The sequence below is a fragment of the Streptomyces sp. NPDC057280 genome (assembly GCF_042668605.1).
GTDB lineage: Bacteria > Actinomycetota > Actinomycetes > Streptomycetales > Streptomycetaceae > Streptomyces.
In genome coordinates this window covers 1,860,983-1,886,883 of the sequence record NZ_JBHUYR010000001.1, presented here as the reverse complement: position 1 = coordinate 1,886,883, position 25,901 = coordinate 1,860,983, and the positions used below count along the sequence as shown (strand labels likewise).

General features: G+C 71.3%; 22 protein-coding genes. 10 read left to right on the top strand and 12 right to left on the bottom strand.

All coding sequences use genetic code 11. The features are described 5' to 3' along the window. Window positions 1–2: 2 nt before the first annotated feature. The 3 genes from ACFUO4_RS08580 (at window position 3) to ACFUO4_RS08570 (ending at window position 5,278) form a co-directional block, all read left to right on the top strand. Window positions 3–2,387 carry a xanthine dehydrogenase family protein molybdopterin-binding subunit gene (locus ACFUO4_RS08580; RefSeq protein WP_383481294.1) on the top strand — a complete coding sequence of 795 codons (2,385 nt, stop codon included), beginning with the start codon at window positions 3–5 and terminating at the stop codon, window positions 2,385–2,387. A 239-nt stretch (window positions 2,388–2,626) separates the two neighbouring features. Further along, the gene (locus ACFUO4_RS08575) at window positions 2,627–4,084 is read left to right on the top strand and encodes an NCS2 family permease (RefSeq protein WP_079311070.1); all 1,458 of its coding nucleotides are present in this window, start codon (window positions 2,627–2,629) and stop codon (window positions 4,082–4,084) included. Between the two features lie 39 nt (window positions 4,085–4,123). Then, window positions 4,124–5,278 (top strand): XdhC family protein, encoded by a 1,155-nt coding sequence (locus ACFUO4_RS08570; RefSeq protein WP_383481291.1) that lies wholly within the window; start codon window positions 4,124–4,126, stop codon window positions 5,276–5,278. Window positions 5,279–5,283: 5 nt separating this feature from the next. On the opposite strand, the gene ACFUO4_RS08565 is transcribed toward ACFUO4_RS08570, so the two are convergent. Further along, window positions 5,284–5,724 (bottom strand): SRPBCC family protein, encoded by a 441-nt coding sequence (locus tag ACFUO4_RS08565; RefSeq protein WP_383481288.1) that lies wholly within the window; start codon window positions 5,722–5,724, stop codon window positions 5,284–5,286. 185 nt (window positions 5,725–5,909) lie between these two features. Here ACFUO4_RS08565 and ACFUO4_RS08560 point away from each other — a divergent pair, with 185 nt between their 5' ends. Next, the gene (locus ACFUO4_RS08560; protein ID WP_383481285.1) at window positions 5,910–6,923 is read left to right on the top strand and encodes a DUF2278 family protein; all 1,014 of its coding nucleotides are present in this window, start codon (window positions 5,910–5,912) and stop codon (window positions 6,921–6,923) included. A 12-nt stretch (window positions 6,924–6,935) separates the two neighbouring features. On the opposite strand, the gene ACFUO4_RS08555 is transcribed toward ACFUO4_RS08560, so the two are convergent. Beyond that, on the bottom strand, window positions 6,936–7,703 hold the full coding sequence (locus tag ACFUO4_RS08555; RefSeq protein ID WP_179143509.1) for a polysaccharide deacetylase family protein: 768 nt from the start codon (window positions 7,701–7,703) through the stop codon (window positions 6,936–6,938). 240 nt (window positions 7,704–7,943) lie between these two features. Between ACFUO4_RS08555 and ACFUO4_RS08550 the strand changes: the two genes are divergently transcribed. The 3 genes from ACFUO4_RS08550 (at window position 7,944) to ACFUO4_RS08540 (ending at window position 9,895) form a co-directional block, all read left to right on the top strand. Beyond that, window positions 7,944–8,363 (top strand): (2Fe-2S) ferredoxin domain-containing protein, encoded by a 420-nt coding sequence (locus ACFUO4_RS08550; protein ID WP_179143508.1) that lies wholly within the window; start codon window positions 7,944–7,946, stop codon window positions 8,361–8,363. A gap of 62 nt (window positions 8,364–8,425) precedes the next feature. Next, complete coding sequence (locus ACFUO4_RS08545; RefSeq protein ID WP_383481280.1) at window positions 8,426–9,166, top strand: class I SAM-dependent DNA methyltransferase; 741 nt, start codon at window positions 8,426–8,428, stop codon at window positions 9,164–9,166. A 33-nt stretch (window positions 9,167–9,199) separates the two neighbouring features. Continuing rightward, on the top strand, window positions 9,200–9,895 hold the full coding sequence (locus ACFUO4_RS08540) for an alpha/beta fold hydrolase (RefSeq protein WP_383481277.1): 696 nt from the start codon (window positions 9,200–9,202) through the stop codon (window positions 9,893–9,895). A gap of 15 nt (window positions 9,896–9,910) precedes the next feature. On the opposite strand, the gene ACFUO4_RS08535 is transcribed toward ACFUO4_RS08540, so the two are convergent. From ACFUO4_RS08535 to ACFUO4_RS08525, 3 genes are all read right to left on the bottom strand, one after another. Further along, window positions 9,911–11,026, bottom strand: coding sequence for an FAD-dependent oxidoreductase (locus ACFUO4_RS08535; protein WP_383481274.1), 1,116 nt, complete (start codon window positions 11,024–11,026; stop codon window positions 9,911–9,913). Window positions 11,027–11,080: 54 nt separating this feature from the next. Then, window positions 11,081–12,109: an L-idonate 5-dehydrogenase gene (locus ACFUO4_RS08530; protein ID WP_383481271.1), complete on the bottom strand. Its 1,029-nt coding sequence runs from the start codon at window positions 12,107–12,109 to the stop codon at window positions 11,081–11,083. Window positions 12,110–12,377: 268 nt separating this feature from the next. Then, window positions 12,378–13,148 carry an SDR family oxidoreductase gene (locus ACFUO4_RS08525; protein WP_383481268.1) on the bottom strand — a complete coding sequence of 257 codons (771 nt, stop codon included), beginning with the start codon at window positions 13,146–13,148 and terminating at the stop codon, window positions 12,378–12,380. 54 nt (window positions 13,149–13,202) lie between these two features. Between ACFUO4_RS08525 and ACFUO4_RS08520 the strand changes: the two genes are divergently transcribed. Further along, window positions 13,203–13,973 (top strand): IclR family transcriptional regulator, encoded by a 771-nt coding sequence (locus tag ACFUO4_RS08520; RefSeq protein ID WP_383481265.1) that lies wholly within the window; start codon window positions 13,203–13,205, stop codon window positions 13,971–13,973. 16 nt (window positions 13,974–13,989) lie between these two features. On the opposite strand, the gene meaB is transcribed toward ACFUO4_RS08520, so the two are convergent. The 5 genes from meaB to ACFUO4_RS08495 all read right to left on the bottom strand — a co-directional run bounded on the left by meaB (window position 13,990) and on the right by ACFUO4_RS08495 (window position 20,513). Continuing rightward, window positions 13,990–14,973, bottom strand: coding sequence for a methylmalonyl Co-A mutase-associated GTPase MeaB (meaB, locus tag ACFUO4_RS08515; protein ID WP_079311078.1), 984 nt, complete (start codon window positions 14,971–14,973; stop codon window positions 13,990–13,992). A gap of 31 nt (window positions 14,974–15,004) precedes the next feature. After that, on the bottom strand, window positions 15,005–17,179 hold the full coding sequence (gene scpA / locus ACFUO4_RS08510; protein WP_383481262.1) for a methylmalonyl-CoA mutase: 2,175 nt from the start codon (window positions 17,177–17,179) through the stop codon (window positions 15,005–15,007). Next, the gene (locus ACFUO4_RS08505; RefSeq protein WP_383481259.1) at window positions 17,176–18,978 is read right to left on the bottom strand and encodes a methylmalonyl-CoA mutase family protein; all 1,803 of its coding nucleotides are present in this window, start codon (window positions 18,976–18,978) and stop codon (window positions 17,176–17,178) included. Before ACFUO4_RS08505 ends, scpA begins: the two co-directional genes overlap by 4 nt. A gap of 127 nt (window positions 18,979–19,105) precedes the next feature. Beyond that, complete coding sequence (locus tag ACFUO4_RS08500) at window positions 19,106–19,369, bottom strand: GlsB/YeaQ/YmgE family stress response membrane protein (protein WP_079311080.1); 264 nt, start codon at window positions 19,367–19,369, stop codon at window positions 19,106–19,108. A 58-nt stretch (window positions 19,370–19,427) separates the two neighbouring features. Then, window positions 19,428–20,513, bottom strand: a complete 1,086-nt coding sequence (locus ACFUO4_RS08495; protein WP_383481256.1) for an acyltransferase family protein — start codon at window positions 20,511–20,513, stop codon at window positions 19,428–19,430. Between the two features lie 229 nt (window positions 20,514–20,742). Here ACFUO4_RS08495 and ACFUO4_RS08490 point away from each other — a divergent pair, with 229 nt between their 5' ends. Further along, complete coding sequence (locus tag ACFUO4_RS08490) at window positions 20,743–22,068, top strand: hemolysin family protein (RefSeq protein ID WP_079311082.1); 1,326 nt, start codon at window positions 20,743–20,745, stop codon at window positions 22,066–22,068. After that, window positions 22,065–23,087, top strand: coding sequence for a hemolysin family protein (locus tag ACFUO4_RS08485; RefSeq protein WP_383481253.1), 1,023 nt, complete (start codon window positions 22,065–22,067; stop codon window positions 23,085–23,087). Before ACFUO4_RS08490 ends, ACFUO4_RS08485 begins: the two co-directional genes overlap by 4 nt. 66 nt (window positions 23,088–23,153) lie before the next feature. Here the strand turns inward: ACFUO4_RS08485 and lpdA are convergent, their stop codons facing one another. Both lpdA and ACFUO4_RS08475 read right to left on the bottom strand, forming a co-directional pair. Then, window positions 23,154–24,566 (bottom strand): dihydrolipoyl dehydrogenase, encoded by a 1,413-nt coding sequence (gene lpdA / locus ACFUO4_RS08480; protein WP_383481250.1) that lies wholly within the window; start codon window positions 24,564–24,566, stop codon window positions 23,154–23,156. Window positions 24,567–24,641: 75 nt separating this feature from the next. Continuing rightward, a complete protein-coding gene (locus tag ACFUO4_RS08475; protein WP_383481247.1) occupies window positions 24,642–25,805 on the bottom strand; it encodes a magnesium and cobalt transport protein CorA in 1,164 nt (387 codons plus the stop codon). Window positions 25,806–25,901 lie beyond the last annotated feature (96 nt).

Here is a 25,901-nt window from a genome sequence, read left to right as displayed (position 1 = left end):
GCATGCCCACCACCGGCGCTCCCACCAAAATCACCCAGGGTTCGAAGACCAAGGGCGGCATCGGCGAGTCCACGCTCCGCCCGGACGGCACCCTCAAGGTCACCGGCGAGTTCGCGTACTCCTCCGACATGTGGCACGAGGACATGCTCTGGGGCCAGATCCTGCGCTCCACGGTCGCGCACGCCGAGATCGTCTCGATCGACACCAGCGAGGCCCTCGCCATGCCGGGCGTCTACGCCGTCATGACGTACGACGACCTGCCCACGGACGTGAAGAACTACGGCCTGGAGATCCAGGACACCCCGGTCCTCGCGCACGGCAAGGTACGCCACCACGGCGAGCCGGTGGCGATCGTCGCCGCCGACCACCCGGAGACCGCGCGCCGCGCCGCCGCCAAGATCAAGGTCGACTACCGCGAGCTGCCCGTCATCACCGACGAGGCCTCCGCGACCGCGCCGGACGCGATCCTCATCCACGAGAACCGCGACGACCACCACATCGGTCACGTCCCGCACCCCAACATCGTGCACCGCCAGCCGATCGTCCGCGGCAAAGCCGAAGAGGCCGCCAAGAAGGCCGACTTCGTCGTCAAGGGCGAGTACACCTTCGGCATGCAGGACCAGGCCTTCCTCGGCCCCGAGTCGGGTCTCGCCGTGCCGGACGAGGACGGCGGCGTCCACCTCTACATCGCCACCCAGTGGCTGCACAGCGACCTCAAGCAGATCGCCCCGGTCCTCGGCCTGCCCGAGAGCAAGGTCCGTATGACGCTGTCCGGCGTCGGCGGTGCCTTCGGCGGCCGCGAGGACATCTCGATGCAGATCCACGCCTGCCTGCTGGCGCTGCGCACCGGCAAGCCGGTCAAGATCGTCTACAACCGCTTCGAGTCCTTCTTCGGCCACGTCCACCGCCACCCGGCGAAGCTCTACTACGAGCACGGGGCCACCGCCGAGGGCAAGTTGACGCACGTCAAGTGCCGGATCGTCCTGGACGGCGGCGCGTACGCCTCCGCGTCCCCCGCGGTCGTCGGCAACGCCTCCTCCCTCTCGATCGGCCCGTACGTGGTCGACGACGTCGACATCGAGGCCATCGCCCTCTACACCAACAACCCGCCCTGCGGCGCCATGCGCGGCTTCGGTGCGGTCCAGGCGTGCTTCGCCTACGAGGCCCAGATGGACAAGCTCGCCGACAAGGTGGGCATGGACCGGGTCGCGTTCCGTCAGCTCAACGCGATGGAACAGGGCACGATCATGCCGACCGGCCAGCCCGTCGACTCGCCGGCCCCCGTCGCCGAACTCCTGCGCCGCGTCAAGGCGATGCCGCTCCCTCCGGAGCGCCAGTGGGAGTCCAGCGAGGGCGCGGACGTACGGCAGCTGCCCGGCGGCCTGTCCAACACCACGCACGGCGAGGGCGTCGTCCGCGGCATCGGCTACGCGGTCGGCATCAAGAACGTCGGCTTCTCCGAGGGTTTCGACGACTACTCCACCGCCAAGGTCCGCATGGAGGTCGTCGGCGGTGAGCCCGTCGCCACCGTGCACACCGCGATGGCGGAGGTCGGCCAGGGCGGCGTCACCGTCCACGCGCAGATCGCCCGCACCGAGCTGGGCGTCGCACAGGTGACCATCCACCCGGCCGACACCCAGGTGGGCAGCGCCGGTTCGACCTCGGCCTCCCGGCAGACGTACGTCACCGGCGGCGCGGTCAAGAACTCCTGCGAGCTGGTGCGCGAGAAGGTCCTGGAGATCGGCCGTCGCAAGTTCGGCTCGTACCACCCCGCTTGGGCGACGGCGGAGCTGCTCCTGGAGGGCGGCAAGGTCGTCACCGACGGCGGCGAGGTCCTCGCGGACCTGGCCGAGGTGCTGGAGGGCGAGACCGTCGAGGTGGAGGCCGAGTGGCGGCACCGCCCGACCGAGGCCTTCGACCTCCGGACCGGCCAGGGCTTCGGCCACGTCCAGTACTCCTTCGCCGCGCACCGCGCGGTCGTCGAGGTGGACACCGAGCTCGGCCTGGTCAAGGTCATCGAACTGGCCTGCGCCCAGGACGTCGGCAAGGCGCTCAACCCGCTGTCGGTCGTCGGCCAGATCCAGGGCGGCACCACCCAGGGCCTCGGCGTCGCGGTGATGGAGGAGATCATCGTCGACCCCAAGACGGCCAAGGTCAGGAACCCCTCCTTCACGGACTACCTGATCCCCACCATCCTCGACACGCCGACCATCCCCGTCGACGTGCTCGAACTCGCCGACGACCACGCCCCGTACGGGCTCCGTGGCATCGGCGAGGCCCCCACCCTGTCGTCGACCCCGGCCGTCCTCGCGGCGATCCGGAACGCGACCGGGCTGGAGCTCAACCGCACGCCGGTCCGCCCGGAACACCTCACCGGCACGGCGTAAGCGGCCAGTTGAAGCTCTCCGGGCGGCGCAGGGAACGTCACAACCTCCACCGCGCCGCCCGGAGCACCAAGTCCCGCACCGCTCGCGGCACTTGAAGCGTGACCAAGCGTGACCCAGTAGTACCTCTGTTCGTTCGTCTCGGGCCGTCCCCCGGGTCGTGCGGCCGAAGCACCTTCCCAAATCCCGCAGCCGCAGAGGCGGTTGGCGGGGGCCCCTGTGAACCTTGGGAGTAGGCCCACATGACCCAGCAGTCACTGGAGCCGGAGACCGTTGCCGACGACGCGGGAGAAGGCACCCGCGTCCCGGCCGGACGGTCCTGGCTCGACCGGTACTTTCACATATCCCAGCGAGGATCGACCGTCGCGCGTGAGGTGCGCGGCGGCGTCACCACCTTCATGGCGATGGCGTACATCCTCCTGCTCAACCCCCTGATCCTGTCCGGCAAGGACGCGGCGGGGGACACGCTCGGCCAGAAGGCCCTCATCACCGCGACCGCGTTCGCGGCGGCCTTCACCACGCTGCTGATGGGTTTCTTCGGCAAGGTGCCGCTCGCCCTCGCCGCCGGCCTCTCCGTCTCCGGCGTCCTGTCCTCGCAGGTCGCCCCGCAGATGACCTGGCCGCAGGCCATGGGCATGTGCGTGATGTACGGCGTCGTCATCATGCTGCTGGTCGTCACCGGCCTGCGCGAGATGATCATGAACGCCATCCCGCTGGCCCTCAAGCACGCGATCACCATGGGCATCGGTCTGTTCGTCGCCCTGATCGGCTTCTACAAGGCCGGCTTCGTCCACCAGGGCAAGGCGACCCCCGTGACCCTGGGCCCGGCGGGCGAACTCGCCGGCTGGCCGGTCCTCCTCTTCGCGGCCACACTCCTCGCGATCTTCATGCTCCAGGCCCGAGGCGTCCCCGGCGCCATCCTGATCGGCATCGTCGGCGGCACGGTCCTGGCCGTCGTCCTGAACGCCCTCGACGTCATCGCCCCGGAGCAGTGGGCGAGCGGCGCCCCCGCGCTCCACGGCAGCGCGGTCTCCATGCCGGACTTCTCGATCTTCGGTGACGTCGAGTTCGGCGGCTGGGGCGAGGTGGGCGCGATGACGGTCGGCATGATCGTCTTCACCCTGGTCCTGGCGGGCTTCTTCGACGCGATGGCGACGATCATCGGCGTCGGCACGGAGGCCAAGCTGGCCGACGAGCAGGGCCGGATGCCGGGCCTGTCGAAGGCGTTGTTCATCGACGGCGCCGGCGGCGCGATCGGCGGCGTGGCGGGAGCCTCGGGCCAGACGGTGTTCGTGGAGTCGGCGACGGGAGTGGGCGAGGGCGCCCGCACGGGCCTGTCCTCCGTCGTCACCGGCCTGTTCTTCGCGGCGTGCCTGTTCTTCACCCCGCTGACGGCGATCGTGCCGGGCGAGGTGGCGGCGGCGGCCCTGGTGGTCATCGGCGCGATGATGATGATGAACGCCCGGCACGTGGACTGGGCGGACCGCGCGACGGCGATCCCGGTGTTCCTCACGGTCGTGATCATGCCGTTCACGTACTCGATCACGGCGGGCGTCGCGGCGGGCGTCATCTCGTACGTCGCCATCAAGGTCGCCCAGGGCAAGGCGCGGGAGATCGGGGCGTTCATGTGGGCCCTGACAGTGATCTTCTTCGTCTATTTCGCCCTCAATCCCATTGAGAGCTGGATGGGCGTGCACTAGCCGCCCCCCGGTACACGACTTCCGTTAGGAGACCGAGAGATGCTGGACATCGCCGAAGAGCTGCACCGGTGGGTCGAGCAGGGACGCGACTTCGCCGTGGCCACCGTGGTGGCCGTCGGCGGCAGCGCCCCTCGCCAGCCCGGCGCGGCCCTCGCGGTCGACGCCGACGGCACGGCGATCGGATCGGTCTCCGGCGGTTGCGTGGAGGGCGCGGTGTACGAGCTGTGCCGGCAGGCGCTGGAGGACGGCGAGACCGTCCTGGAGCGCTTCGGCTACAGCGACGACGACGCCTTCGCGGTCGGGCTGACCTGCGGCGGCATCATCGACATCCTGGTGACGCCGGTACGGGCGGGAGACCCGGTCCGTCAGGTGATCACCGCGGGCCTGGCCGCCGCGTCGACGGGCGAGGCGGCGGCACTGGCCCGCATCGTGTCAGGCCCGGAGGAGTTGCTGGGCCGGGCGCTGCTGGTCCGCCCCGACGGCTCCTACGACGGCGGTTACGGCGCCCATCCCGAGCTGGACCGCACGGTGGCGGCGGAGGCGGGCGCGTTCCTGGACGCCGGCCGCACCGGCACCCTGGAGATCGGAGAGCAGGGCTCACGCTGCGGAGCACCGCTCACTGTCTTGGTGGAGTCGTCGGTCCCCGCCCCCCGAATGATCGTCTTCGGCGCGATCGACTTCGCGTCGGCGCTGGTACGGGTCGGCAAGTTCCTCGGCTACCACGTCACGGTGTGCGACGCGCGCCCCGTGTTCGCGACGCCGACCCGCTTCCCGGAGGCGGACGAGATCGTCGTGGAGTGGCCGCACACGTACCTGGAGCGGACGCCCGTGGACGCCCGCACGGTCCTGTGCGTCCTCACCCACGACGCGAAGTTCGACATACCCCTGCTCCAGCTGGCACTGCGCCTGCCGGTCGCCTACGTCGGCGCGATGGGCTCCCGCCGCACCCACCTGGACCGCAACGAACGCCTGCGCGAGGTCGGCGTGACGGAACTGGAGCTGGCCCGCCTGCGCTCCCCGATCGGCCTGGACCTCGGAGCACGGACGCCGGAGGAGACGGCGTTGTCGATCGGGGCGGAGATCGTCGCCAATCGGCGTGGGGGGAGCGGGGTGTCACTGACCGGCGCGCACACGCCGATCCATCATGACGTGACGTCTTCGACGCCGACCGGGCGGATCGGGTCGGTGGCCTGAGGGCCTCAGGGCTTCCTCAGCAGCCGGTTCACCGCCCGCCCGAACACATACCGCGCCACCCCCCGAGTCACCGGATCAACCACCCTCGGCAGAAACCGGAACCCCAACTCCTCCCGCCACACCACCCGGCTGCGCCCACCCGGCCCCACCGCCACCTCGATCTCCGCCCATCCGGTGACGACCCGTCCCCGTTTCTCCAGCCGGCAGAACCCGGCGGTCTCTTCGGTCGGCGGGCGCCACTCCGTGACCTCCATGCGGTCGTCGAACGACAGCGGCCCCACCCCCGTGCGCGCCACGAACACCGTGCCCACCCCCGTCGGCCCCGGCGTCTCGACGGTGACCCGGGTCAGGGGGACCACGTCCCCGTGGCGGGGCCACTCCGTGAGGCGGCGCCAGGCCTCGGGGAGGGGGAGCGGGGCCGTGCGTTCGAGGAGAAAGGTGACCACGCAACGATCTTAGGGAATCCGGGCAGTTCAGCGGCGTATTCAGTACGGGCTCACAGGGTTGGTGCACTCGCCGGTCGGCCGACCGGCGTACGTCGACTGGAACGCGCCACCCGGTGGCGCACACGCGCCCTACGATTTCCCCCACGGACGGGCATTCCGCCCGTCACCAGGGGGAGTTGATCGCCATGCCACTGAAGGCCTACGGCGTACTGATCACCAAAGCCGTCGACACCCGGCGTGAGGGTGCCACCGACACTCCGCACTACCAGATCCATCTCACCGACGATCAGGGCGTCCACTACCGCGCCGCCGTCAACGTACTGTCCCAGGAAAGTCCCTCCGAACTGCTCTACCTCGTCGACGAGGACTTCCGGCACCCCGTCACCGCCCGGCTCGCTGGGCTGGCCAGTGGCTGGAACACCTTGCCGCCCGGGCCCGGCGGGCCCAACCTCGACTTCGTGCGCGGCAACCTCTTCGAGCCGGAGCAGATGCGCACCCTGCCCCCGGACCTCCCCGGCGACGGCAACGACCTCGCCGACCTCCTCGACCTCTACGTACGGCGGGCCGTCGCCGACCCCGAGGCCCGGGTGTATCTGTTCGGTGAGCGCTTCGGGCCCGAACCGGGCGTCAAGGACAAGGTGTTCGGCTTCCTGCCGGGCAACGGCATCCACGACATCCACATGAACCAGGGCAACAGGGGCCGCTTCCGCGGTGACGACGGGGTGTGGCAGGACGGGGGAGTCCTGATCCACTTCCCCGCGCCGGACCGCTGGGTCGGCATCTTCCTCGCCTTCCAGAGCCAGTCCTGGCACACCGACGACGTCACCGGGCACCCCCTCGACGACGTCGACGGCAACCGGCCGGAGCCGGGCACCCTGCCCGTGCGGATCGTCGCCGCGCTCGTCAACCCGCCCGGTCCGGCCCCCGAGCCCGAGACGGTCACGCTGCTCAACGCCTCGCCCGACCCCGTCGACCTCACCGGGTGGCGCATCGGCGACCGGCTGGGGCAGAAGTCCCCGGTGCCCGCCGGGACACTCGCCGCGGGCGCCTGCCTTCTCGTCCCGCTCGCCGGGGGCGACGCCCGACTCGGCAACCACGGCGGCGAGATCACGCTCTTCGACGACAGGGCGCTGAAGGTCCACGGCGTCTCGTACACCAAGGAGCAGGCCGCCCGAGAAGGGTGGACCGTCGTCTTCTGAGCCCTCCTGCTCTCAGCGGTACACCTTTCCCGGCTCCGCCTTCCCCGGCGCCAGCAGCTGCGGCACCGTCACGAACACATACCCCCGTGCCTTCAGCGCGTCGATGATCCCGGGCACGGCCGGAACCGTCCCGTCGTACAGGTCGTGCAGCAGGATGATCCCGTCCCGGGAGGCCTGGGCGAGGACACGCTTCTGGATGAGGGCCGAGTCGGTCGTGGTGTAGTCCTTGGCGGTGACCGTCCACAGCACCTCAGACATCCCCAGCTCCTTGCAGATGTCGTGGACGTCGGTGTCCGTGCGGCCCTGTGGCGGCCGCATGAGGGTGGGCCTCTTGCCGGTGAGGCGCTCGATCGCGTCGTTCGGGCGCTCGAGTTCCGCGCGTATCCCGTCCGGCTCCAGCCGCGTGAGGATCTTGTGGTCCCAGGTGTGGCTGGCCACCTCGTGACCCTCGGCCGCCATGCGCTTGACGAGCTCCGGGTACTTCTCGATGTGCCGCTTGCCGAGGAGGAAGAAGGTCGCCGGGACCTGCTTCTCCTTGAGGATGTCGAGGAGCCGCGCGGAGTGTTCGCTCGGGCCGGCGTCGAAGGTGAGCGCGATGCACTTGGTGTGACGGCAGTCGACGGCCCCGAAGCGGGCCTGCGCGGCGGCCGACGCACCTTCGGCCCGGGCGGCGCTGGGCGCGGTCGTGTCGACCTTCGCGCAGCCGGTCAGCGACAGCGCCAGACACGCTGCCGCCGCCGACATCAGCGCCGCTCGGAACCTGTTCCCCGTTTTGTGCATCTGGTTGGTGAGAGATGGCATGCCGGGACTATACACAGCGATTATACTCGCGGTTTATAGTCTCTTCGGTCATGCCTGCGGACCGGCTCCTGCGCGTAGAACGGCGAAGGCCGGACGTGCCGTCGTTCTTCGCCACAGACACCTGCCGTCGGCTCGCCCCCTTCGGGAGCCCGCGGTCCCGAGCGGCCCGTACGAGTACGTACGATCTTGAAGTCGATGGTGTCGTGGGGAGGGAATGGCGTGAGCGTGCCGAGAAGCCGGGTCGTGTTCGGGGCCGCCGGTGCCCGGCCGTGCACCCTCGTCCTGTGCCGCGGCTGCTGCTGCGGTGACGCGCGCAAGCATCCCGGGGTCGACCATCAGTGGCAGCTGGACCGGTTGCGGGCCGCCGCCGCGGCGTCCGATGGCCGGCTCGCGGTCCGTACGACCGACTGTCTCGGCCCCTGCGACCAGGCCAACGTCCTGGTCGTCCAGCCCTCCGGAGAGGGCCGGCGGCGCGGCGGCCGGGCAACCTGGATCGGCTGGTCCGGCGACGACGCCTGCACGGACGACGTCCTGGACTGGGTGGCGGCCGGCGGCCCCGGCCTGGCCGAACCCCCGGCCACCCTCACCCTCCAGTTCATCAACCCGCCCCGCCCGGAAGTACGCCGCTCCCGCCGCTGAACGCGCGGCGATCGGAGAAAATCCACGGGCGGCCCCGCCCGGCCGGGAGGTACCGTCCGAGCGTGGACGATCAGGACGGACACTTCCCCGAATCCATCGCGGCGACCTACGACGAGTCGACCGCGGACATGTTCGCACCGGACGCCGTAGGGCCGGTCGTCGACTTCCTGGCCGAACGGGCCGGTTCCGGCAGGGCACTTGAGCTCGGCATCGGCACCGGACGCGTCGCGCTGCCGCTGGCGGCCCGCGGTGTCCCGGTCCACGGCATCGATCTCTCCCGGGCCATGGTCGCCCGACTGCGGACCAAGCCGGGCGGTGACGCGATCGGCGTCACCATCGGCGACTTCGCGACGACGAAGGTCGACGGCGCCTTCTCGGTCGCCTACCTCGTCTTCAACACGATCATGAACCTCACGACGCAGGATGCCCAGGTGGCCTGCTTCCGCAACGTCGCCGACCACCTGGCGCCCGGCGGTTGCTTCGTCGTCGAGGTCATGGTCCCCGAACTGCGGAAGCTGCCGCCCGGGCAGCACGCCGTACCGTTCCATGTCGGCGCGCAGCGGCTGGGGTTCGACACCTACGACACGGCGACCCAGGCGATGAGTTCGCACCACGTCAGGGTCGCGGACGGGCACGCGACATACTTCGAGATCCCCTTCCGCTACGTCTGGCCGGCCGAACTGGACCTGATGGCGCGGCTCGCCGGGCTGCGGCTGCGGGAGCGGTGGGAGGGGTGGACGCGGGAGCCCTTCGGCCATGAGAGCGGCCGGCATGTCTCCGTCTGGGAGAAACCCGCACACTGACTGCGGCACACCCACCGGAGCGAAAGGAATTCCGTGCGACTCCACACCCGTGAATGGGGCACCGGCGACCGGACGGCCCTGCTCGTCCACGGCATCATGTCCGACTCCCGCACCTGGCGCCGCGTCGGCCCGGCCCTCGCGGAGCGCGGTTACCGGGTGATCGCGGCCGACCTGCGCGGCCACGGCCGCTCCCCGCGCGGCGAGTACACCCCGCGGCACTTCGCGGACGACCTCGCCGACACCCTCCCGGCCGGTGCCGACGTGGTCATCGGCCACTCCCTCGGCGGGCTCGCCCTGTCCCTCGCGGTGGAGCGGCTGCGACCCTCGCGGGCGGTCTACTCCGACCCGGCCTGGGCGTCCCCGGACCCCGAACAGCCGCTGGACCCCGAGGTGTTCGCGTCCGGCAAGAACGTCACCCGCGAGCACATAGCGCAGCTCAACCCGCGCTGGGACCCCGAGGACGTCGACGTCGAGGTGGCCACGCTGGCCGACTGGGACGCGGACACCTCGTACTTCCTCGACGGCCGCCCCCTCACCGGCTTCGTCCCCGACCGTCCGCTGGTGCCCTCCCTCGTCCAACTCGCCGACCCCAGCTTCCTGGTGGGCGCCGAGGACGTGGCGCGGCTGCGGGCGAGCGGCTTCGAGGTCCGCACCGTCACCGGGGCGGGGCACACCATCCACCGTGACGACTTCGACGGCTTCATGAAGTCCCTGGACGGCTGGATCTGACCGGCCGCCGCCCTCTCAGGCCGCCAACTTGCTGTCCCAGTCGAGCAGGCGGACGAGGTCGTCCTCGCCGGGGCGGGGCGCCCCGGTGGGCCGGCCGCCCCGGGAGAGGGTGCCGCTGACGGTGATGTTGTGTTCCACGCGCGGGCGGCGGAGCGCCTCGTAGCGGGCGAGCGCCGCGTCGAGATCCGGGGCGTCCCGCAGGGACTTGGCGAGGACGACCGCGTCCTCCAGCGCCATCGACGCCCCCTGTCCGGTCGCGGGGGACGCCGCGTGGGCCGCGTCGCCCACGAGCAGGGTCCGCGCGGAGCGCCAGGGGGTGCCGACGGGTATCTCGGTGGCGTCGGTGACGAAGATGTCGCCGCGGGTGGCCGCGACGATGTCCGCGGCGGGCCCGCTGTCCGCGCGCAGCAGTTCCACCAGCGGCTCCCGCCACCCGCCGGGCGCCTTGGGCGGTACGTCTGCCACGCGGGCGAACCAGTACGTCTCCCCGTCGGGCGACACCGCGTACCCGAAAGCGGCCCGGCTGCCGCGCACCATGGTGATCTGCCCGGCGGTACCCGGTGGGCGGGCGCCGCCGGTGTAACCGTAGAAGACGCGCTGCCCGGCGTACTGCGGGCGCACGCCGGGGGCGATGGTCTCCCGGACGGTGGAGTGGAGGCCGTCGGCGCCGACGAGCAGGTCGGCCGTCGCCCTGCCGCCGTCCGAGAAGCGGGCGGTGACGCCGTCCGGGCCCTCCTCGACCGCGGTCAGCCGCACCCCGTGCCGGACGTCGATGCCCCGGCGTACCGCCTCCGCCTGGAGCGCGGCGTTGAGGTCGCCGCGGCGCACGCACCGGAACCGCAGGCGCGGATCGTCGGCTTCGCCCAGCGGCCCCCGCCCCATCTCCTCGCCCGCCGCGTCGAGCACCCGCATCTCCCGCAGCGGGAACCCGACCGTCCTGACGGCGGCATCGGCGTCGATCTGGGCGAGGGCCCGCATGCCGTTGCTCGCCAGGGTGAGGAACGCCCCCAGGTCCTCGGCCGAGTCGGGATGCGCCTCGTGCACGACGACGTCGGCGCCCGCCTTGTGCAGCGCCAACGCCGTTGCCGTACCGCCGATTCCGCCGCCGATGACCCTCGCTCGTATGCGCATGTGGACGAACGTACCCGGGACAACTGCCCGTACGGGAGCGGGGGTTCGGACGGGTCAGGCGCCCGACAGGTCCAGCAGCACCTTGGAGGCCACCGTGCGGTCCTGGGCCGCGGCGAACGCGGCGACGGCCCGGTCCAGCGGGAAGGTGTGCGTGACGACCGGGTCGACCGGCAGGCCTTCGGCGAGCAGGGCGAGCGCCTCGTCGAACTCGGTGTCGAAGCGGAAGGCGCCCCGCAGTTCGAGTTCCCGGGTGACCACGACATTGCCCAACAGCCCGATCTCGCCCGGCGGAAGCAGACCGAGGAGGACGACGGTCCCGCCGCGGTGGACGCGTTCCACACAGGTGCGCAGCCCCGCCGGGGCGCCGGACGCCTCGATCGCGAGATCGAAGTCGCCGGCCCAGGACGGGTCTTCGGGCCGGTCCGCCCGTACCGTCGCCGTGGCACCGACCGCCGTCGCGATGCGCAGCGGCTCGTCGAGGAGGTCACTGACGACGACCTTGGCGGCGCCCCGCCGCCGCAGAGCGGCCACGACCAGGCAGCCGATCGGCCCCGCGCCGGTGACGAGGACCCGCCGGCCGCGCACCTCGCCCGCCCGGTTGACGGCGTGCAGCGCCACCGACAGCGGCTCGGCGAGGACGGCCCGCCGCAGCCCGAGGCCCGGCGGCAGCACCCGGATCTGCTCGGCGGGCAAGGTGATGGTCTGCGCGAACCCGCCCTGGACGTGCGGGGTGTGGGCGGCACTGCCGAGATACCGGGTACGGGCGCAGATGTTGCGCCGGCCGCCGGTGCACTCGGGGCAGGTGCCGCAGGGCGTGGCGGGGTGGACGGCGACGGGTGTGCCGGGTGCCGGGCCGTCGGTGCCGGGGCCGAGGGCGGCGACATGGCCGACCACCTCGTGGCCCAGCACCATGGGCTCGCGCAGGGCGAAGTCGCCGACCCGGCCCCGGTGGTAGTAGTGCAGGTCGCTGCCGCAGATCCCGCCGAGGGCGACGGCGACGGCGACCTCACCGGCACCGGGACCGTCGTACGGCCGTTCCTCGACCCGGAGATCACCGGCTCCGTGGACGACACAGGCGTGCATGGGGACTCCTCGGGGCTAGGGGGTGTCTTCTGGATCAGGCCGGCGTCGCGGGGTCTGGCACGCACTCCCCCACTGCCCTAAAGGCGTGGGGGGACCCCCAGCCGCGTTGTCGTCGGTTGCCGACTCCCCCACTCTCGACTTCGCTCGAGCGGGGGGACCCCCATCGCGTCGCCGCCCTCCTCCGCCTTGCAGCTGCACGCACCAGACCCCGCTCGGGTTGGCCGGTCCGCACCGTTCCTTGCAGCCGGCCTGATCCAGAAGACACCCCCTACAGAACGGAGAGCATGCCGCCGTCGACGTACACGAGCTGTCCGTTGACGAAGTCGGAGGCGGGGGAGGACAGGAAGAGCAGGGCGCCGACGAGGTCCTCGACCTTGCCCCAGCGGCCGGCGGGGGTCCGTCCGCGCACCCAGGCGCTGAACTCCTCGTCGGCGACCAGGGCGGAGGTCAGCTCGGTGTCGAAGTAGCCGGGGCCGATGCCGTTGACCTGGATGCCGTGCGGGCCGAGGTCGGCGCACATGCCCTTGGTGAGCATCTTCAGGCCGCCCTTGGTGGCCGAGTAGGGGGCGATGCCGGGGCGGACCGCCTCGCTCTGCAACGAGCAGATGTTGACGATCTTGCCGTGACCGCGCGGCACCATGCGCCGGGCGACCTCGCGGCCTACGAGGAAGGCGCTGGTGAGGTTGGTGTCCAGCAGGCCGTGCCAGTCCTCGTCGGTGAAGTCCAGCAGCGGGGCTCGGCGTTGGGCGCCGGTGTTGTTGACCAGGATGTCGATCGGCCCGGCGCGGTCCTCGATGCGGGCGACGGCGTCGGTGACCGCGGCGGAGTCGGTGACGTCGAAGGCCTCGGCCCGGACCCGGCCGTCGAAGGTCTCCGCGAGCTCCTTGCGGGCGGCCTCCAGGGCGACGGCGTCGCGGCCGTTCAGGACGACCGTGCAGCCCGCCTCCAGCAGCCCGGTGGCCAGCGCCCGGCCGATGCCACGGCTCGAACCGGTCACCAGGGCCACCTTGCCGGTGACGTCGAAGAGAGGATGACTCATCGCTGCTTTTCCATTCAGTGGAAAACTTATCCACTCAATGGTAATCTGCGGAGTATGAGTGCCACCAGTGACGTGCCCGCCGACGTCGTCGGCCGGGCGATCCGGCTGCTCGTCCTGGTCGGCGAGCACCCGCACGGCATCACGCTCTCCGAACTGGCCCGGGCCAGCGGTGTCGCCGTCAGCACCGCGCACCGGCTGGTCAACTCCCTGTGCCGGGAAGGCCTGGTGGAGTTCGAGACCGCCGGCAAGCGCTACAAGCCGGGCCTCCGGCTCTTCCAGCTCGGCCAGCAGGCGGGCCAGGTCTACGGATTCGCCGGCACCGCCCTCCCCGTGATGCAGCGCGTGACACGGCAGACCGAGGAGGCCACCTTGATGTCCGTCCTCGACGGCACCCGCCATCTCTACGTGCACTACGTCGACGGCCCGCTGCCGGTCGGCGTCCGCAGCGACCCCGGCCGGCACGGCCCGCTGCACTGCACCTCCATGGGCAAGGTCCTCATGGCCTTCGCCTCGGAGGACGTCCGCGAGGACCTCCTCGACCGCGTCGAGCTCACCCCGCACGGCCCCCGGAGCATCACCGACCGGGACGTCCTGCGCGAGGAGGTAGCCCGCGCCGCCGGACGCGGCTACGCCACGGCGGACGAGGAGCACCACGCGGGCCTGCGCGCCGTCGCCGTACCCGTCCTGCGCCCCGACGGCACCGTCTTCGCGGCGCTGTCCACCGCGGCGCCCGCCTTCCGCCGCAGCATGGACGACATGGTGGCGATGGTGCCGGTGCTGAGGGCGGCAGCAGAGGAATTGGGGGTACGACTGCCGGCGCGGTGACCCTTGGAACCGGCTTTCAGCGGTTCTTGACCCCGAACGCCTTCAAGATGCGCTCCGCCGCCAGCGTGGCCGTCAACTCCCCGTCCCTGACCTGCTGTTCGAGATCGGGGGCGAGCGCACGGACCGCCGGGTCGGCGTGCAGACGGTCCAGGAGTTCGTCGCGGACCATGCTCCAGGTCCAGTCGATCTGCTGGTCGCGGCGCTTGGCGGTGAGGCGGCCCGTGGAGTCCAGCAGGGTGCGGTGCTGCTCGATCCGCTCCCAGACCGTGTCCAGACCCGTCGACTCACGGGCGCTGCAACTCAGCACCGGCGGGGTCCAGGCCGGGTCCGGGCCGTGCATCAGCCGCAGCGCGCCCGCCAGTTCACGGGCGGCGGCCCGGGCGTCGCGCTCGTGCGGGCCGTCCGCTTTGTTCACGGCGATCACGTCGGCCAGCTCCAGGACGCCCTTCTTGATGCCCTGGAGCTGGTCGCCCGTGCGGGCCAGGGTGAGGAGCAGGAAGGTGTCGACCATGCCGGCGACCGTGGTCTCGGACTGGCCGACGCCGACCGTCTCCACCAGGATCACGTCGTAGCCCGCCGCCTCCATGACCACGATCGACTCACGGGTCGCCTTGGCCACACCGCCCAGCGTCCCGGCGGTGGGGGAGGGGCGCACGAAGGCCGCCGGGTCGACGGCCAGGCGCTCCATGCGGGTCTTGTCGCCGAGGATCGAACCGCCGGTCCGCGTGGAGGACGGGTCCACGGCGAGGACCGCCACCCGGTGACCGAGGCCCGTCAGCAGGGTGCCGAAGGCGTCGATGAAGGTGGACTTGCCGACGCCGGGCACCCCGCTGATCCCGATCCGCCGCGACCGTCCGCTGTGCGGGAGCAGCGCGGTGAGCAACTCCTGCGCCAGCACCCGGTGTTGGGGGCGGGTCGACTCGACGAGCGTGATGGCGCGCGCGATGATCGCCCGCTTCCCGTCGAGCACGCCCTTCACATAGGCGTCGACATCGATCACAGCACGCCCTTCACATCCGCGTCGACATCGATCACAGGTCGTGCCCGAGGTCCGACGACAGCCGCTGCACCAGGTCGTACGCCGCGTCCGGGATCACCGTCCCGGGCGGGAACACGGCCGCCGCGCCCATCTCCAGGAGTGTGGGCACGTCCTGCGGCGGGATCACCCCACCGACGACGATCATGATGTCCTCGCGCCCCTCCTCGGCCAGCTGCTCCTTGAGCGCCGGTACGAGGGTGAGGTGACCGGCCGCCAGCGACGACACCCCGACGATGTGCACGTCCGCCTCGACGGCCTGCCGGGCCACCTCGGCCGGGGTCTGGAACAGGGGGCCGACGTCGACGTCGAAGCCGAGGTCGGCGAACGCGGTCGCGATGACCTTCTGGCCGCGGTCATGGCCGTCCTGGCCCATCTTGGCGACCAGGATGCGCGGGCGCCGGCCCTCCGCCTCCTCGAAGGCGTCGACCAGGGCGCGGGTGCGGTCCACGGACGGGGACTCCCCTGCTTCGTTGCGGTACACGCCGGTGATCGTACGGATCTGGCTCGCGTGCCGGCCGTACACCTTCTCCAGGGCGTCGGAGATCTCACCGACGGTCGCCTTGGCGCGGGCGGCGTTCACCGCCAGCTCCAGCAGGTTGCCCTCGCCGCCCGCCGCGCGGGTCAGCGCGTCCAGCGCGTCCTGGCAGGCCCGCTCGTCGCGCTCGGCGCGCAGCCGGCGCAGCTTCTCGATCTGCTGGGCGCGCACGGAGGAGTTGTCGACCTTGAGGACCTCGATCGCCTCGTCGTTCTCCACCCGGTACTTGTTGACGCCGATCACCGGCTGCCGCCCGGAGTCGATGCGGGCCTGGGTGCGTGCCGCGGCCTCCTCGATGCGCAGCTTCGGGATGCCGGCGTCGATGGCCTTGGCCATGCCGCCCGCCGCCTCGACCTCCTGGATGTGCTGCCAGGCCTTGCGCGCGAGGTCGTACGTCAGCTTCTCGACGTACGCGCTGCCGCCCCACGGGTCGATGACCCGGGTGGTGCCCGACTCCTGCTGGAGCAGCAGCTGGGTGTTGCGGGCGATGCGCGCGGAGAAGTCGGTGGGCAGCGCGAGCGCCTCGTCGAGGGCGTTGGTGTGCAGCGACTGCGTGTGGCCCTGCGTCGCCGCCATCGCCTCGACACAGGTGCGGGTGACGTTGTTGAAGACGTCCTGCGCGGTGAGCGACCAGCCCGACGTCTGCGAATGGGTGCGCAGGGAAAGGGACTTGGTGTTCTTCGGGTCGAACTGCTTGACCAGCTTCGCCCACAGCAGGCGCGCCGCGCGCAGCTTGGCGACCTCCATGAAGAAGTTCATGCCGATCGCCCAGAAGAACGACAGCCGCGGCGCGAACGCGTCGACGTCCAGGCCCGCTTCACGCCCCGCGCGGATGTACTCCACGCCGTCCGCGAGCGTGTACGCCAGCTCCAGGTCGGCCGTCGCACCCGCCTCCTGGATGTGGTAGCCGGAGATCGAGATGGAGTTGTACCGCGGCATCCGCTGCGAGGTGAAGGCGAAGATGTCGGAGATGATCCGCATCGACGGCTTCGGCGGATAGATGTAGGTGTTGCGGACCATGAACTCCTTGAGGATGTCGTTCTGGATGGTCCCGGCCAACTTCTCGGGCGGTACGCCCTGTTCCTCCGCGGCGACGATGTAGAGCGCCAGCACCGGCAGCACCGCGCCGTTCATCGTCATCGACACGGTCATCTTGTCGAGGGGGATCCCGTCGAAGAGCTGCCGCATGTCGTAGATCGAGTCGATGGCCACGCCCGCCATGCCGACGTCACCGGTCACGCGCGGGTGGTCGCTGTCGTAACCCCGGTGCGTGGGCAGGTCGAAGGCGACCGACAGGCCCTTCTGACCGGCGGCGAGGTTGCGGCGGTAGAAGGCGTTGGACTCCTCGGCGGTGGAGAAGCCCGCGTACTGGCGGATCGTCCAGGGCTGGTTGACGTACATCGTCGGGTACGGGCCGCGCAGATACGGCGCCATGCCCGGACGCGTGTCCAGGAAGTCCAGGCCCTCCAGGTCCTGCCCCGTGTAGAGCGGCTTGACCGGGATGCCCTCCGGGGTCTCCCAGAGCAGGTCGTCGCCGTCACCGGCCTTCTTGACGGCCGCCTGCCAGTCGTCGGCGGTGCCGGTGGCGGCCGGGGTTCCGAGATCGATCCCGGAGAAGTCGGGGACGGTCATCGGGAGACCCCCAAGCGGTCGAGAGCGTCGGTCAGTACGGAGACGGCGTCGCAGCCGGCGAAGACGTAGGAGTCCACGCCCGCGTACTCCGCCGGGCGGCCGGCGAGCGAGACGTGCGTGGCACCGGCCGCGCGCAACTCCTGGGCCGCGGACTCGGCCTGCTCCGCGTACAGCGCGTCGCTGGAGCACAGGCACACCTCGGTGGCGCCGCTCTCCGCGAACGTGCCCTCGGTGACGGCCTCGATGCCGCCCGCCTGGAACAGGTTCGCGGCGAACGTCAGCCGCGCGGTGTGCGCGGCGGCCGGGCCGAGCGCGGCCAGATAGACGCGGGGACGGCTGCCGGTGGCGGCCAGATGGGCGTCGGAGCGGGCCCGCAGTTCCTCGTACGCCTCGTCGCGGCGCACCCGGGGGAGTCCGCCGGCCAGCGGCTCGGGGGCGGGCTCGCGGACGACCGGCTTCTCGGCCAGGTGCGGGAACTCGCTGACGCCGGTGACCGGCTCGCGCCGCTTGGCGAGCTTCTTGGAGCGCTCCGCCCACGTCGTCGCCAGGTCGGTGCGCAGCCGGCCCGAGCGCAGCACGGCCGCCTGACCGCCGTCCCGCTCGATCGTGCGGAAGAACTCCCAGGCCGCGTGGGCGAGTTCGTCGGTCAGCCGCTCCACGTACCAGGAGCCGCCCGCCGGGTCGATGACCCGGGCCAGGTGGGACTCCTCGATGAGGATCGTGGAGGTGTTGCGGGCGATACGACGGGCGAACGCGTCCGGCAGCCCCAGCTCCTGGTCGAACGGGAGCACCGTCACGGCGTCGGCGCCACCGGCACCGGCCGCCAGCGTCGCGATCGTCGTCCGCAGCATGTTCACCCACGGGTCGCGGCGCGTCATCATCACCGGCGAGGTCACCGCGTGCTGCACCTGGGCGCCCGCCTGCGGCACCCCGCACACCTCGGCCACCCGCGCCCACAGCAGGCGCGCCGCGCGCAGCTTGGCGATGGTCAGGAACTGGTCGGCGGTCGCCGCGTACCGGAACTCCAGCTGGGCGCAGGCCTGTTCGGCGCTCAGCCCGGCCTCGGTCAGCGCCCGCAGATACGCGACGCCGGTCGCCAGCGAGGCGCCCAGCTCCTGCGCGGCCGAACCGCCGGCCTCGTGGTACGGCAGCGCGTCCACGGTCAGGGCGCGCAGATTCGGGTAACGCCCGGCGAGCTTCAGCACGGGTGCGAGGTCGTACGACCGTCCCGTGCGGGCCTCGAAGCCCAGCGGGTCGGCGCCGAGGTTGCCGCGCGCCGCGTCGGGGGCGACGCCGCGCTCCTCGTACAGCTTCAGCAGCTCCCGCGCGGCGGCCTCGGTCTCGGCGCCCGCGTCCAGGACGACCGGCGCGAGGTCGAGGTAGACGCCGTCGAGCACCCGGCCGAGCTCGGAGACCTGGATGCCGCTGCCCTCGCCGAGCGGCAGCCACACGGAGGTGACGCCGTTCTCCAGGTCGGTCAGGACGGCCTGGTTGTCCGCCGCCGCGTGCCGCTGGCGCACGTCCCACCCGCCGGCGGTGTTGCCCTGCGCCCGGCCGCCGCGGACGAACGGGGCGAAGCCCGGCAGACCGGGATCGGGGGCGGCGTCGCGTGCGGTGTACAGGGGGCGGGCACCGAGTCCGTCCTCGAGCGCGGTGGCGAGAGCATCCTCCGCCGCCGCACCCGAGACCTCCTTGCCCGACTTGCGCAGCACCCCGGCCACCAGGTGTTGCCATTCTTCGTGTGTCGCGTCAGGGAACTCGGCGGCCAGCGCGAGCCCGTCGTCAGGCAGGACCGTCATGCTCGGATGCTAGGGCAGATCACCGAAGTTCCAGCAGAGTGCAAGGCTGTGACCTTGTTCTCGCTCGGAATGTGACCTGGCGCACGAGGGCCTGTGCCGCCGGGCAGGCCTCGGGCGCCAGGTCCCGTCAACGACGTACCTTCACCTTGCTGACCGCGACGACGCCGAGGGCGGCGAGCGCGATCTGGATGAGCCACTCGACCCAGTCGACACCCTTGGTGTCGGCGACGTCCAGGCCGGAGGCGATGCCGGTTCCGATGAACGCGGCGACGATGCCGATGAGGATCGTCCACAGAATGCCGATGCGCTGGCGGCCCGGGACGACGAGCCGGCCGAGGACACCGATCACGATGCCGATGACGATCGCGCTGATGATGCCTGAAATCTCCATGGACGGTGTGTCACCCCTCACTTGGTTGGTGACATCCGAGTGCCCGTTCGAACCCGCACTAGGCCTTGCCGCGGAAGGCCCAGTCCATCCTCGGCTCCATCACGCACCGGAAGACCCGCCGCACCGGCGCCGTGCACAGCACGGTCACGATCGCCCCGGCGATCAGCGAGACGGTGACCTTGCCGAGCGGTTCGTGGAAGAAGCCGATGTGGGACCAGTGCCAGTGGTTGGCGGCCTGGACGAAGAACCCGTGCAGCAGATAGCCGTAGAGCGTGCCCGCGCCCAGCGCGGTGAACCACGTCCGGCGCCCCGGCACCCAGGACAGGAAGCAGGCGACCAGGACCAGGGAGCAGCCGAACAGGGCCAGGGTCATCAGCGGCCCGTACCAGTCGGGGACCGCGAAGTCCTCGGCCGCGTCCTTGTGGAAGAACCAGGCGTAGTCCATGCGCGGCACGGACCAGTAGGCGAACACGAGCGCCGCCAGGAAGACCGGCACGGCCGCGAGCCGCACCCGCCACTGCCGCACCAGGCTGAAGTGCGCGGGGCGCAGGCACAGTCCGAGCACGAAGTACGGCAGGAACTGCAGCGTGCGCTGGAGGTCGAGGTCCTTGCCGATGGACGGGGTGAGGGTGGCGAGCGCCGCGACGGTCAGCGCGATCGGCAGCGGCCACCGCACCGCCCGCCAGATCGGCGTGGTCAGCCGCCAGATGAACAGGGCGGCCAGGAACCAGGTCAGATACAGCGGGTCCAGCAGGCTGATCGCCCGGTCCGGTTCGCCGTCGGACCAGCGGGTGAAGAGGGTGTACGCCGTCTCGAAGACGACGTACGGCACCACGACACCCGTGACGAGCCGCCTGATCTTCGCCGGGCTCGCGTCGAAACTCCGGGAGAAGTAGCCGGAGATGATGATGAACGCCGGCATGTGGAAGGCGTAGACGAGCGTGTAGAGCGCGGTGACGGCCCGGCTGTCGGAGCGCAGCGGCTCCCATGCGTGCCCCATCGCCACCAGCACGATCGCCAGGTACTTGGCGTTGTCGAAGAACGCGTCCCGCCGCGGGGGCTGCTTTGCCGGGGCGGTCGTGGAACCCGCGGGGTGAATTGCTCGTCTTACTGGAGTTTCGGGTGTGGTGGCTGAGCGCGGCATCCTGTCCGCCTTGCCGACTCCGGGCGACGTAAACCACCGATCGCCGGAACAACCGGGGAGCCCCGAGCGTTCTGCTCTTGACCAGCGTGCTTTGCGTGCCCTTTACCATGGGGTGCAGTGACGCACCCCGATCCACCGATCCGAGAAGGAGAAACGAGCCCGCGATGGGTGAGCCTCCCAGTACCAGCCGTGCCGACTCCCGCCCGTCAGAGGGACCGGGGGTGGCGCGGTGACCGAGGTCCTGCTGCTCCTGGCGGCCCTCCTGCTGACCTTGGCCTGCGCGGTGTTCGTCGCGGCCGAGTTCTCCCTGACCACCGTCGAGCGCGGTGAGCTCGAACGGGCCGTCGAGGCCGGCGAGCGCGGCGCCGACAGCGCCCTGAAGGCCGTACGCCGGCTGACCGTCCAGCTCTCCGGCGCCCAGCTCGGGATCACCGTCACCTCCCTGGTGATCGGCATGCTCGCCGAACCGTCGCTGGCCGCGCTGCTGCGGGGCCCGCTGGAGGCCGCAGGCCTCGGCGGGGCCGCCCCGACGGTGGCGACCGTCCTTGGCGTGGCCCTGTCGACGGTCGTGCTGATGGTGATCGGCGAGCTCGTCCCGAAGAACTGGGCGATCTCCCGGCCGCTCGCGGTCGCGAAGGTGGTGGCGGGACCGCAGCGCGGCTTCACGGCCGCCTTCGGCCCGTTCATCCGCCATCTCAACGACACCGCGAACCGTGCCGTACGCCGGCTCGGCCTGGAGCCCGCCGAGGAGCTGGCCTCCGCCCGCACCCCCGAGGAACTGGCCGCGCTGGCCGAGCACTCGGCGGCCGAGGGCGCCCTGGAGGCGGACTCCGCGGAACTGTTCGTGCGCACCCTGCACCTGGGCGAGCTGACCGCCGAGAACGTGATGACCCCGCGCGTCGACGTCCAGGCCCTGGAGGCGCACGCGACGGCGGCCGACGCGGCGAACCTGACGTACGCCACCGGCCTGTCCCGTTTCCCGGTCTACCGCGACAGCCTGGACGAGGTCATCGGCACCGTCCACATCCGTGACGTGCTGGCCCTGGAGCCCGGCAGGCGCGCCGTCACCCCGGTCACCGAACTGGCCACCGAACCGCTGCTGGTGCCGGACAGCCTCCCCGCGGACCGGCTGCTGGAGCGGCTGCGCACCACCCGCACCATGGCCGTGGTCATCGACGAGTACGGCGGCACCGCGGGCCTCGCGACGATGGAGGACATCGTCGAGGAGGTCGTCGGCGAGGTCCGCGACGAGCACGACCCCGTCGAGGTGCCCGACCTGGCACCCGCGGGACCGGGGGCGTGGGAGGCCGACGGCTCCGTCCGCATCGACGAGCTGGAGGAGATAGGACTCACGGCTCCTGAGGGTCCGTACGAGACCGTCGCAGGCCTCGTCGCCACCCGGCTCGCCCGCATCCCCGTCAAGGGCGACGTCGTCGCGCTCGACGGCTGGGAGCTCGGCGTCCTCGACGTCGAGCACCACCGCGCCGACCGTGTCCGCATCACCGCACCGGCCCACGTCCGGGTGCCGGTCCAGGCGGGGGAGGAGTCCCGATGACCGTCCTGCAACTCGTCATCGGCGCCCTGACGCTGCTGACCAACGCGTTCTTCGTGGGTGGCGAGTTCGCCCTGATCTCCGTGCGCCGCAGCCAGATCGAGCCGCGGGCCAAGGAGGGCGACAAGCGGGCCCGGATGACCCTGTGGGGCCTGGAGCACCTCTCCGCGATGATGGCGACCGCCCAGCTGGGCATCACCGTCTCCTCGCTGGTGCTCGGCGCGGTCGCCGAACCGGCCATCGCGCATCTGCTGGAGCCCGGCTTCGAGGCGGCGCACATCCCGCACGGCCTGGTGCACCCGATCGCCTTCGTCATCGCGCTCGCCGTGGCGACATATCTGCACATGCTGATCGGCGAGATGGTGCCGAAGAACATCGCGCTCGCCGCCCCCGTGGCGACCGCGCTGGTGCTCGGCCCGCCACTGGTGGCGCTCACCCGCGTGCTGCGGCCGGTGGTGTTCGGCGTCAACGCCTTCGCCAACACCCTGCTGAAGCTGCTGCGGGTCGAGCCCAAGGACGAGGTGGAGTCGGTCTTCACCGACGACCAGCTGGCCCGGATGGTCGTCGACGCGCGCGAGGCGGGGCTCCTCTCGCCCGCCGACGGCGAACGGCTGCGCGACGCCCTGGAGCTGGGCACCCGCCCGGTCGGCGAGATCCTCGTCCCGGCCCGGCGGATGCGCACCGTCGACGCCTCGGTCACCCCGGCACGGCTCGAGTGGGTGGCCGCCGAGGCGGGCTACTCCCGCTTCCCGGTCACCGGCCCGCAGGGCACGCTCCTCGGCTATCTGCACATCAAGGACACGCTCGGCGTCGCCGACCGCGACCGGCCCTTCCCGCGCACCGCCCTGCACCCGGTCACCCGGGTCCGCATCGACACCCCGCTGGACGACACCCTCACCGCCCTGCGCGCCGACGGCAGCCATCTGGCGGCCGTGACGGGTCAGGCGGGTGCCGTCCTCGGCTTCGTGACGATGGAGGACGTGCTGTCCGAGCTGGTGGGGCCGGCGCCGACCGCGGCGTGACGTCCGGCGCCGGTCGACAATGTGACGTCCGGCGCCGGCCGCCCCATCGCGTCCGGTGCCGGCCGGTCACATGTTGATCATGTGACCGGCCAGGCCGTGCACGGCCTCCTTGACGGCCTCGCTGAGCGTCGGGTGGGCGTGCACGTTGCGGGCGACCTCGTGCACGGTCAGGTCCCACTGCTGGGCCAGCGTCAGCTCCGGCAGCAGCTCGGTGACGTCCGGACCGATGAGGTGGCCGCCGAGCAGCTCGCCGTACCTGGCGTCGCTGATCAGCTTCACGAACCCGGTGGTGTCACCGAGGCCGTGGGACTTGCCGTTCGCGGTGAAGGGGAACTTGGCGACCTTCACGTCGTAGCCGAGTTCGCGGGCCTGCGCCTCGGTGTAGCCGAAGCTCGCGACCTGGGGCTGGCAGAAGGTGGCCCGCGGGATCATCGCGTAGTCGAGCTCCATGGTCTCGGCGTCCGCGATGGTCTCGGCGGCGATGATGCCCATGGCCTCGGCGGTGTGCGCGAGCATCAGCTTGGCGGTCACGTCGCCGATGGCGTACAGGTGCGGCACCGAGGTGCGGCAGCGGCCGTCGACGTCGATCGCGCCGCGCTCGGTGACCCGCACGCCGGTGTTCTCCAGGCCGTACCCGGTGACGTTCGGCGCGAAGCCGATGGCCTGGAGGACCTTGTCGGCCTCCAGGACCTTCTGCGAGCCGTCCTTGGCGGTGACGGTGACGCGGACCTGGGGGCCGGACTCGTCGATGGCGTCGACGCGGGTGGAGGTGAGGACGTCGATGCCCAGCTTGCGGTACTGGCGGGCGAGTTCGGCGGAGACCTCCGCGTCCTCCAGGGGCGCCATGCGGTCGAGGAACTCGACGATGGTGACCTTCACGCCGTAGTTGTGGAGGACGTAGGCGAACTCGATGCCGATGGCGCCGGCCCCCGCGATGACGATCGACTGGGGGAGGTCCTCGGCGAGGATCTGCTCCTCGAAGGTGACCACGCGGGCGCTGCGCTTGGTGCCGGGCAGCAGCCTGGGGGTGGCGCCGGTGGCGATGATGCAGTGCTCGAAGCCGATGGTGCGGGTGTTGCCGTCGTAGTCGGTGACCTGGAGGGTGTGCGGGTCGACGAAGGTGCCGCGGCCGTTCACCTCGGTGATCTTGTTCTTCTTCATCAGGTAGTGGACGCCCTTGACCCGGCCGTCGGCGACCTTGCGGCTGCGGCGGTAGGCCTCGCCGTAGTCGAAGGAGACCTGGCCGTCCACCTTGATGCCGAAGGTCTTCGCCTCGTGGGTGAACAGGTGCGCCAGCTCGGCGTTGCGCAGCAGGGCCTTGGTGGGGATGCAGCCGACGTTCAGACAGACGCCGCCCCAGTACTTCTCCTCGACGACCGCGACGCGCTTGCCCAGCTGGGCGGCGCGGACGGCGGCGACGTAGCCGCCGGGCCCGGCGCCGAGTACGACAACATCGAATCGCTCGTCCTGCTCGACCATGGGTCGTTCCTCTTCCGTCGAAACCATCGGAAAACATCGGAAACCATCGGAATTCAGAGGGCCCGGCCCCTCGTCTCAGAGCCAGTCCCGCCGTTTGAAGATCACGTACAGGCTGACACAGACCACGCCCATCAGCCCGATCGCGAAGGGGTACCCGAAGCTCCACTTCAGCTCGGGCATGTGGACGAAGTTCATGCCGTAGATCGTCCCGACGAGGGTCGGGGCGAAGAGGATGGCGGCCCAGCTGGAGATCTTCTTGATCTCCTCGTTCTGCTCGAACCCCGCCTCCGCCAGCGCCCGCATCTCCGCGTTCTGCTGCTGGGTGACCAGGGTCGCGTTCACCGTGAGGATCTCGGTGAGGGCCTGGCGGAAGCCGTCGACGCGCTCGCTGGTGTGGGTGACGTGGTCGGCGACGTCCCGCAGATAGCGCTGCAGCTCCTCGTCCGTGCCGTACTTGGAGAAGCCGGCCATCAGACCGTGCAGCATGCCGACCAGGGGGCGGGTGGCGCGCTGGAACTCGACCATCTCGCGGGAGAGTTCGTAGATCCGGCGGGAGACCTCCGGGTCGCCGCGGAAGACCTCCGTCTCGATCTCGTCGATGTCGTTCTGGACGCCCGAGACGACCGGCGCGTAGCCGTCGACCACCGCGTCCAGGATCGCGTACAGCACCGCCTCCGGGCCCAGCTTCAGCAGGTCCGGCGTCGCCTCCATGCGGCTGCGGACCGCCGACAGGTCCGGGGCGGCGCCGTGCCGGACGGTGATCACGAAGTCGGCGCCGACGAAGACGTGCAGCTCGCCGAAGTCGACCTCCTCGGGGGCGTCCAGATAGCGGGCCGCCCGCAGCACGACGAACAGCGTCTCGCCGTAGCGCTCCAGCTTGGGCCGCTGGTGGGCCTCCATCGCGTCCTCGACCGCCAGCGGATGCAGGTCGAACTCGGCGGCCAGGGAGAGCAGTTCGGCCTCGGTGGGCCGGGCCAGACCGATCCACGCCATGCCGGAACGCCGCTCGCGCAACTCGCGGAACGTTTCGGCGAGGGTCGCGGGGGAGGACACCCGCACGCCGTCCTGGTACAGGGCCGCCTGGACGATGCTGGCCGGTTCCGCCTCCGGGGGCGCCGGCTCCGCCTCGGGCGCCGGGCGCCGCTCCGGTGTCGGCGGGGTGGCCGCCGCGGCCAGGGACCGAAGCCAGGCGGACCTGCCCCGGCCCTTCCCGTTCGGTCGGGCACGTCGCTCGGACATCACGGCTGCCTCTCAGGTCGAGTCCACGGCTGCGTGATCACCGAGCAGGATATACGGGGCAAACGACATCGGCGGGGGCGGGTGGCCGCGGATTCG

What these genes read in the sequence shown, in the direction of transcription:
- ACFUO4_RS08580 (WP_383481294.1), top strand. Translation starts at nt 3, where the DNA reads ATGCCCACCACCGGCGCTCCCACCAAAATCACCCAGGGTTCGAAGACC.
- ACFUO4_RS08575 (WP_079311070.1), top strand. Translation starts at nt 2,627, where the DNA reads ATGACCCAGCAGTCACTGGAGCCGGAGACCGTTGCCGACGACGCGGGA.
- ACFUO4_RS08570 (WP_383481291.1), top strand. Translation starts at nt 4,124, where the DNA reads ATGCTGGACATCGCCGAAGAGCTGCACCGGTGGGTCGAGCAGGGACGC.
- ACFUO4_RS08560 (WP_383481285.1), top strand. Translation starts at nt 5,910, where the DNA reads ATGCCACTGAAGGCCTACGGCGTACTGATCACCAAAGCCGTCGACACC.
- ACFUO4_RS08555 (WP_179143509.1), bottom strand. Translation starts at nt 7,703, where the DNA reads ATGCACAAAACGGGGAACAGGTTCCGAGCGGCGCTGATGTCGGCGGCG.
- ACFUO4_RS08535 (WP_383481274.1), bottom strand. Translation starts at nt 11,026, where the DNA reads ATGCGCATACGAGCGAGGGTCATCGGCGGCGGAATCGGCGGTACGGCA.
- ACFUO4_RS08530 (WP_383481271.1), bottom strand. Translation starts at nt 12,109, where the DNA reads ATGCACGCCTGTGTCGTCCACGGAGCCGGTGATCTCCGGGTCGAGGAA.
- ACFUO4_RS08525 (WP_383481268.1), bottom strand. Translation starts at nt 13,148, where the DNA reads ATGAGTCATCCTCTCTTCGACGTCACCGGCAAGGTGGCCCTGGTGACC.
- ACFUO4_RS08520 (WP_383481265.1), top strand. Translation starts at nt 13,203, where the DNA reads ATGAGTGCCACCAGTGACGTGCCCGCCGACGTCGTCGGCCGGGCGATC.
- scpA (WP_383481262.1), bottom strand. Translation starts at nt 17,179, where the DNA reads ATGACCGTCCCCGACTTCTCCGGGATCGATCTCGGAACCCCGGCCGCC.
- ACFUO4_RS08505 (WP_383481259.1), bottom strand. Translation starts at nt 18,978, where the DNA reads ATGACGGTCCTGCCTGACGACGGGCTCGCGCTGGCCGCCGAGTTCCCT.
- ACFUO4_RS08500 (WP_079311080.1), bottom strand. Translation starts at nt 19,369, where the DNA reads ATGGAGATTTCAGGCATCATCAGCGCGATCGTCATCGGCATCGTGATC.
- ACFUO4_RS08495 (WP_383481256.1), bottom strand. Translation starts at nt 20,513, where the DNA reads ATGCCGCGCTCAGCCACCACACCCGAAACTCCAGTAAGACGAGCAATT.
- ACFUO4_RS08485 (WP_383481253.1), top strand. Translation starts at nt 22,065, where the DNA reads ATGACCGTCCTGCAACTCGTCATCGGCGCCCTGACGCTGCTGACCAAC.
- lpdA (WP_383481250.1), bottom strand. Translation starts at nt 24,566, where the DNA reads ATGGTCGAGCAGGACGAGCGATTCGATGTTGTCGTACTCGGCGCCGGG.
- ACFUO4_RS08475 (WP_383481247.1), bottom strand. Translation starts at nt 25,805, where the DNA reads ATGTCCGAGCGACGTGCCCGACCGAACGGGAAGGGCCGGGGCAGGTCC.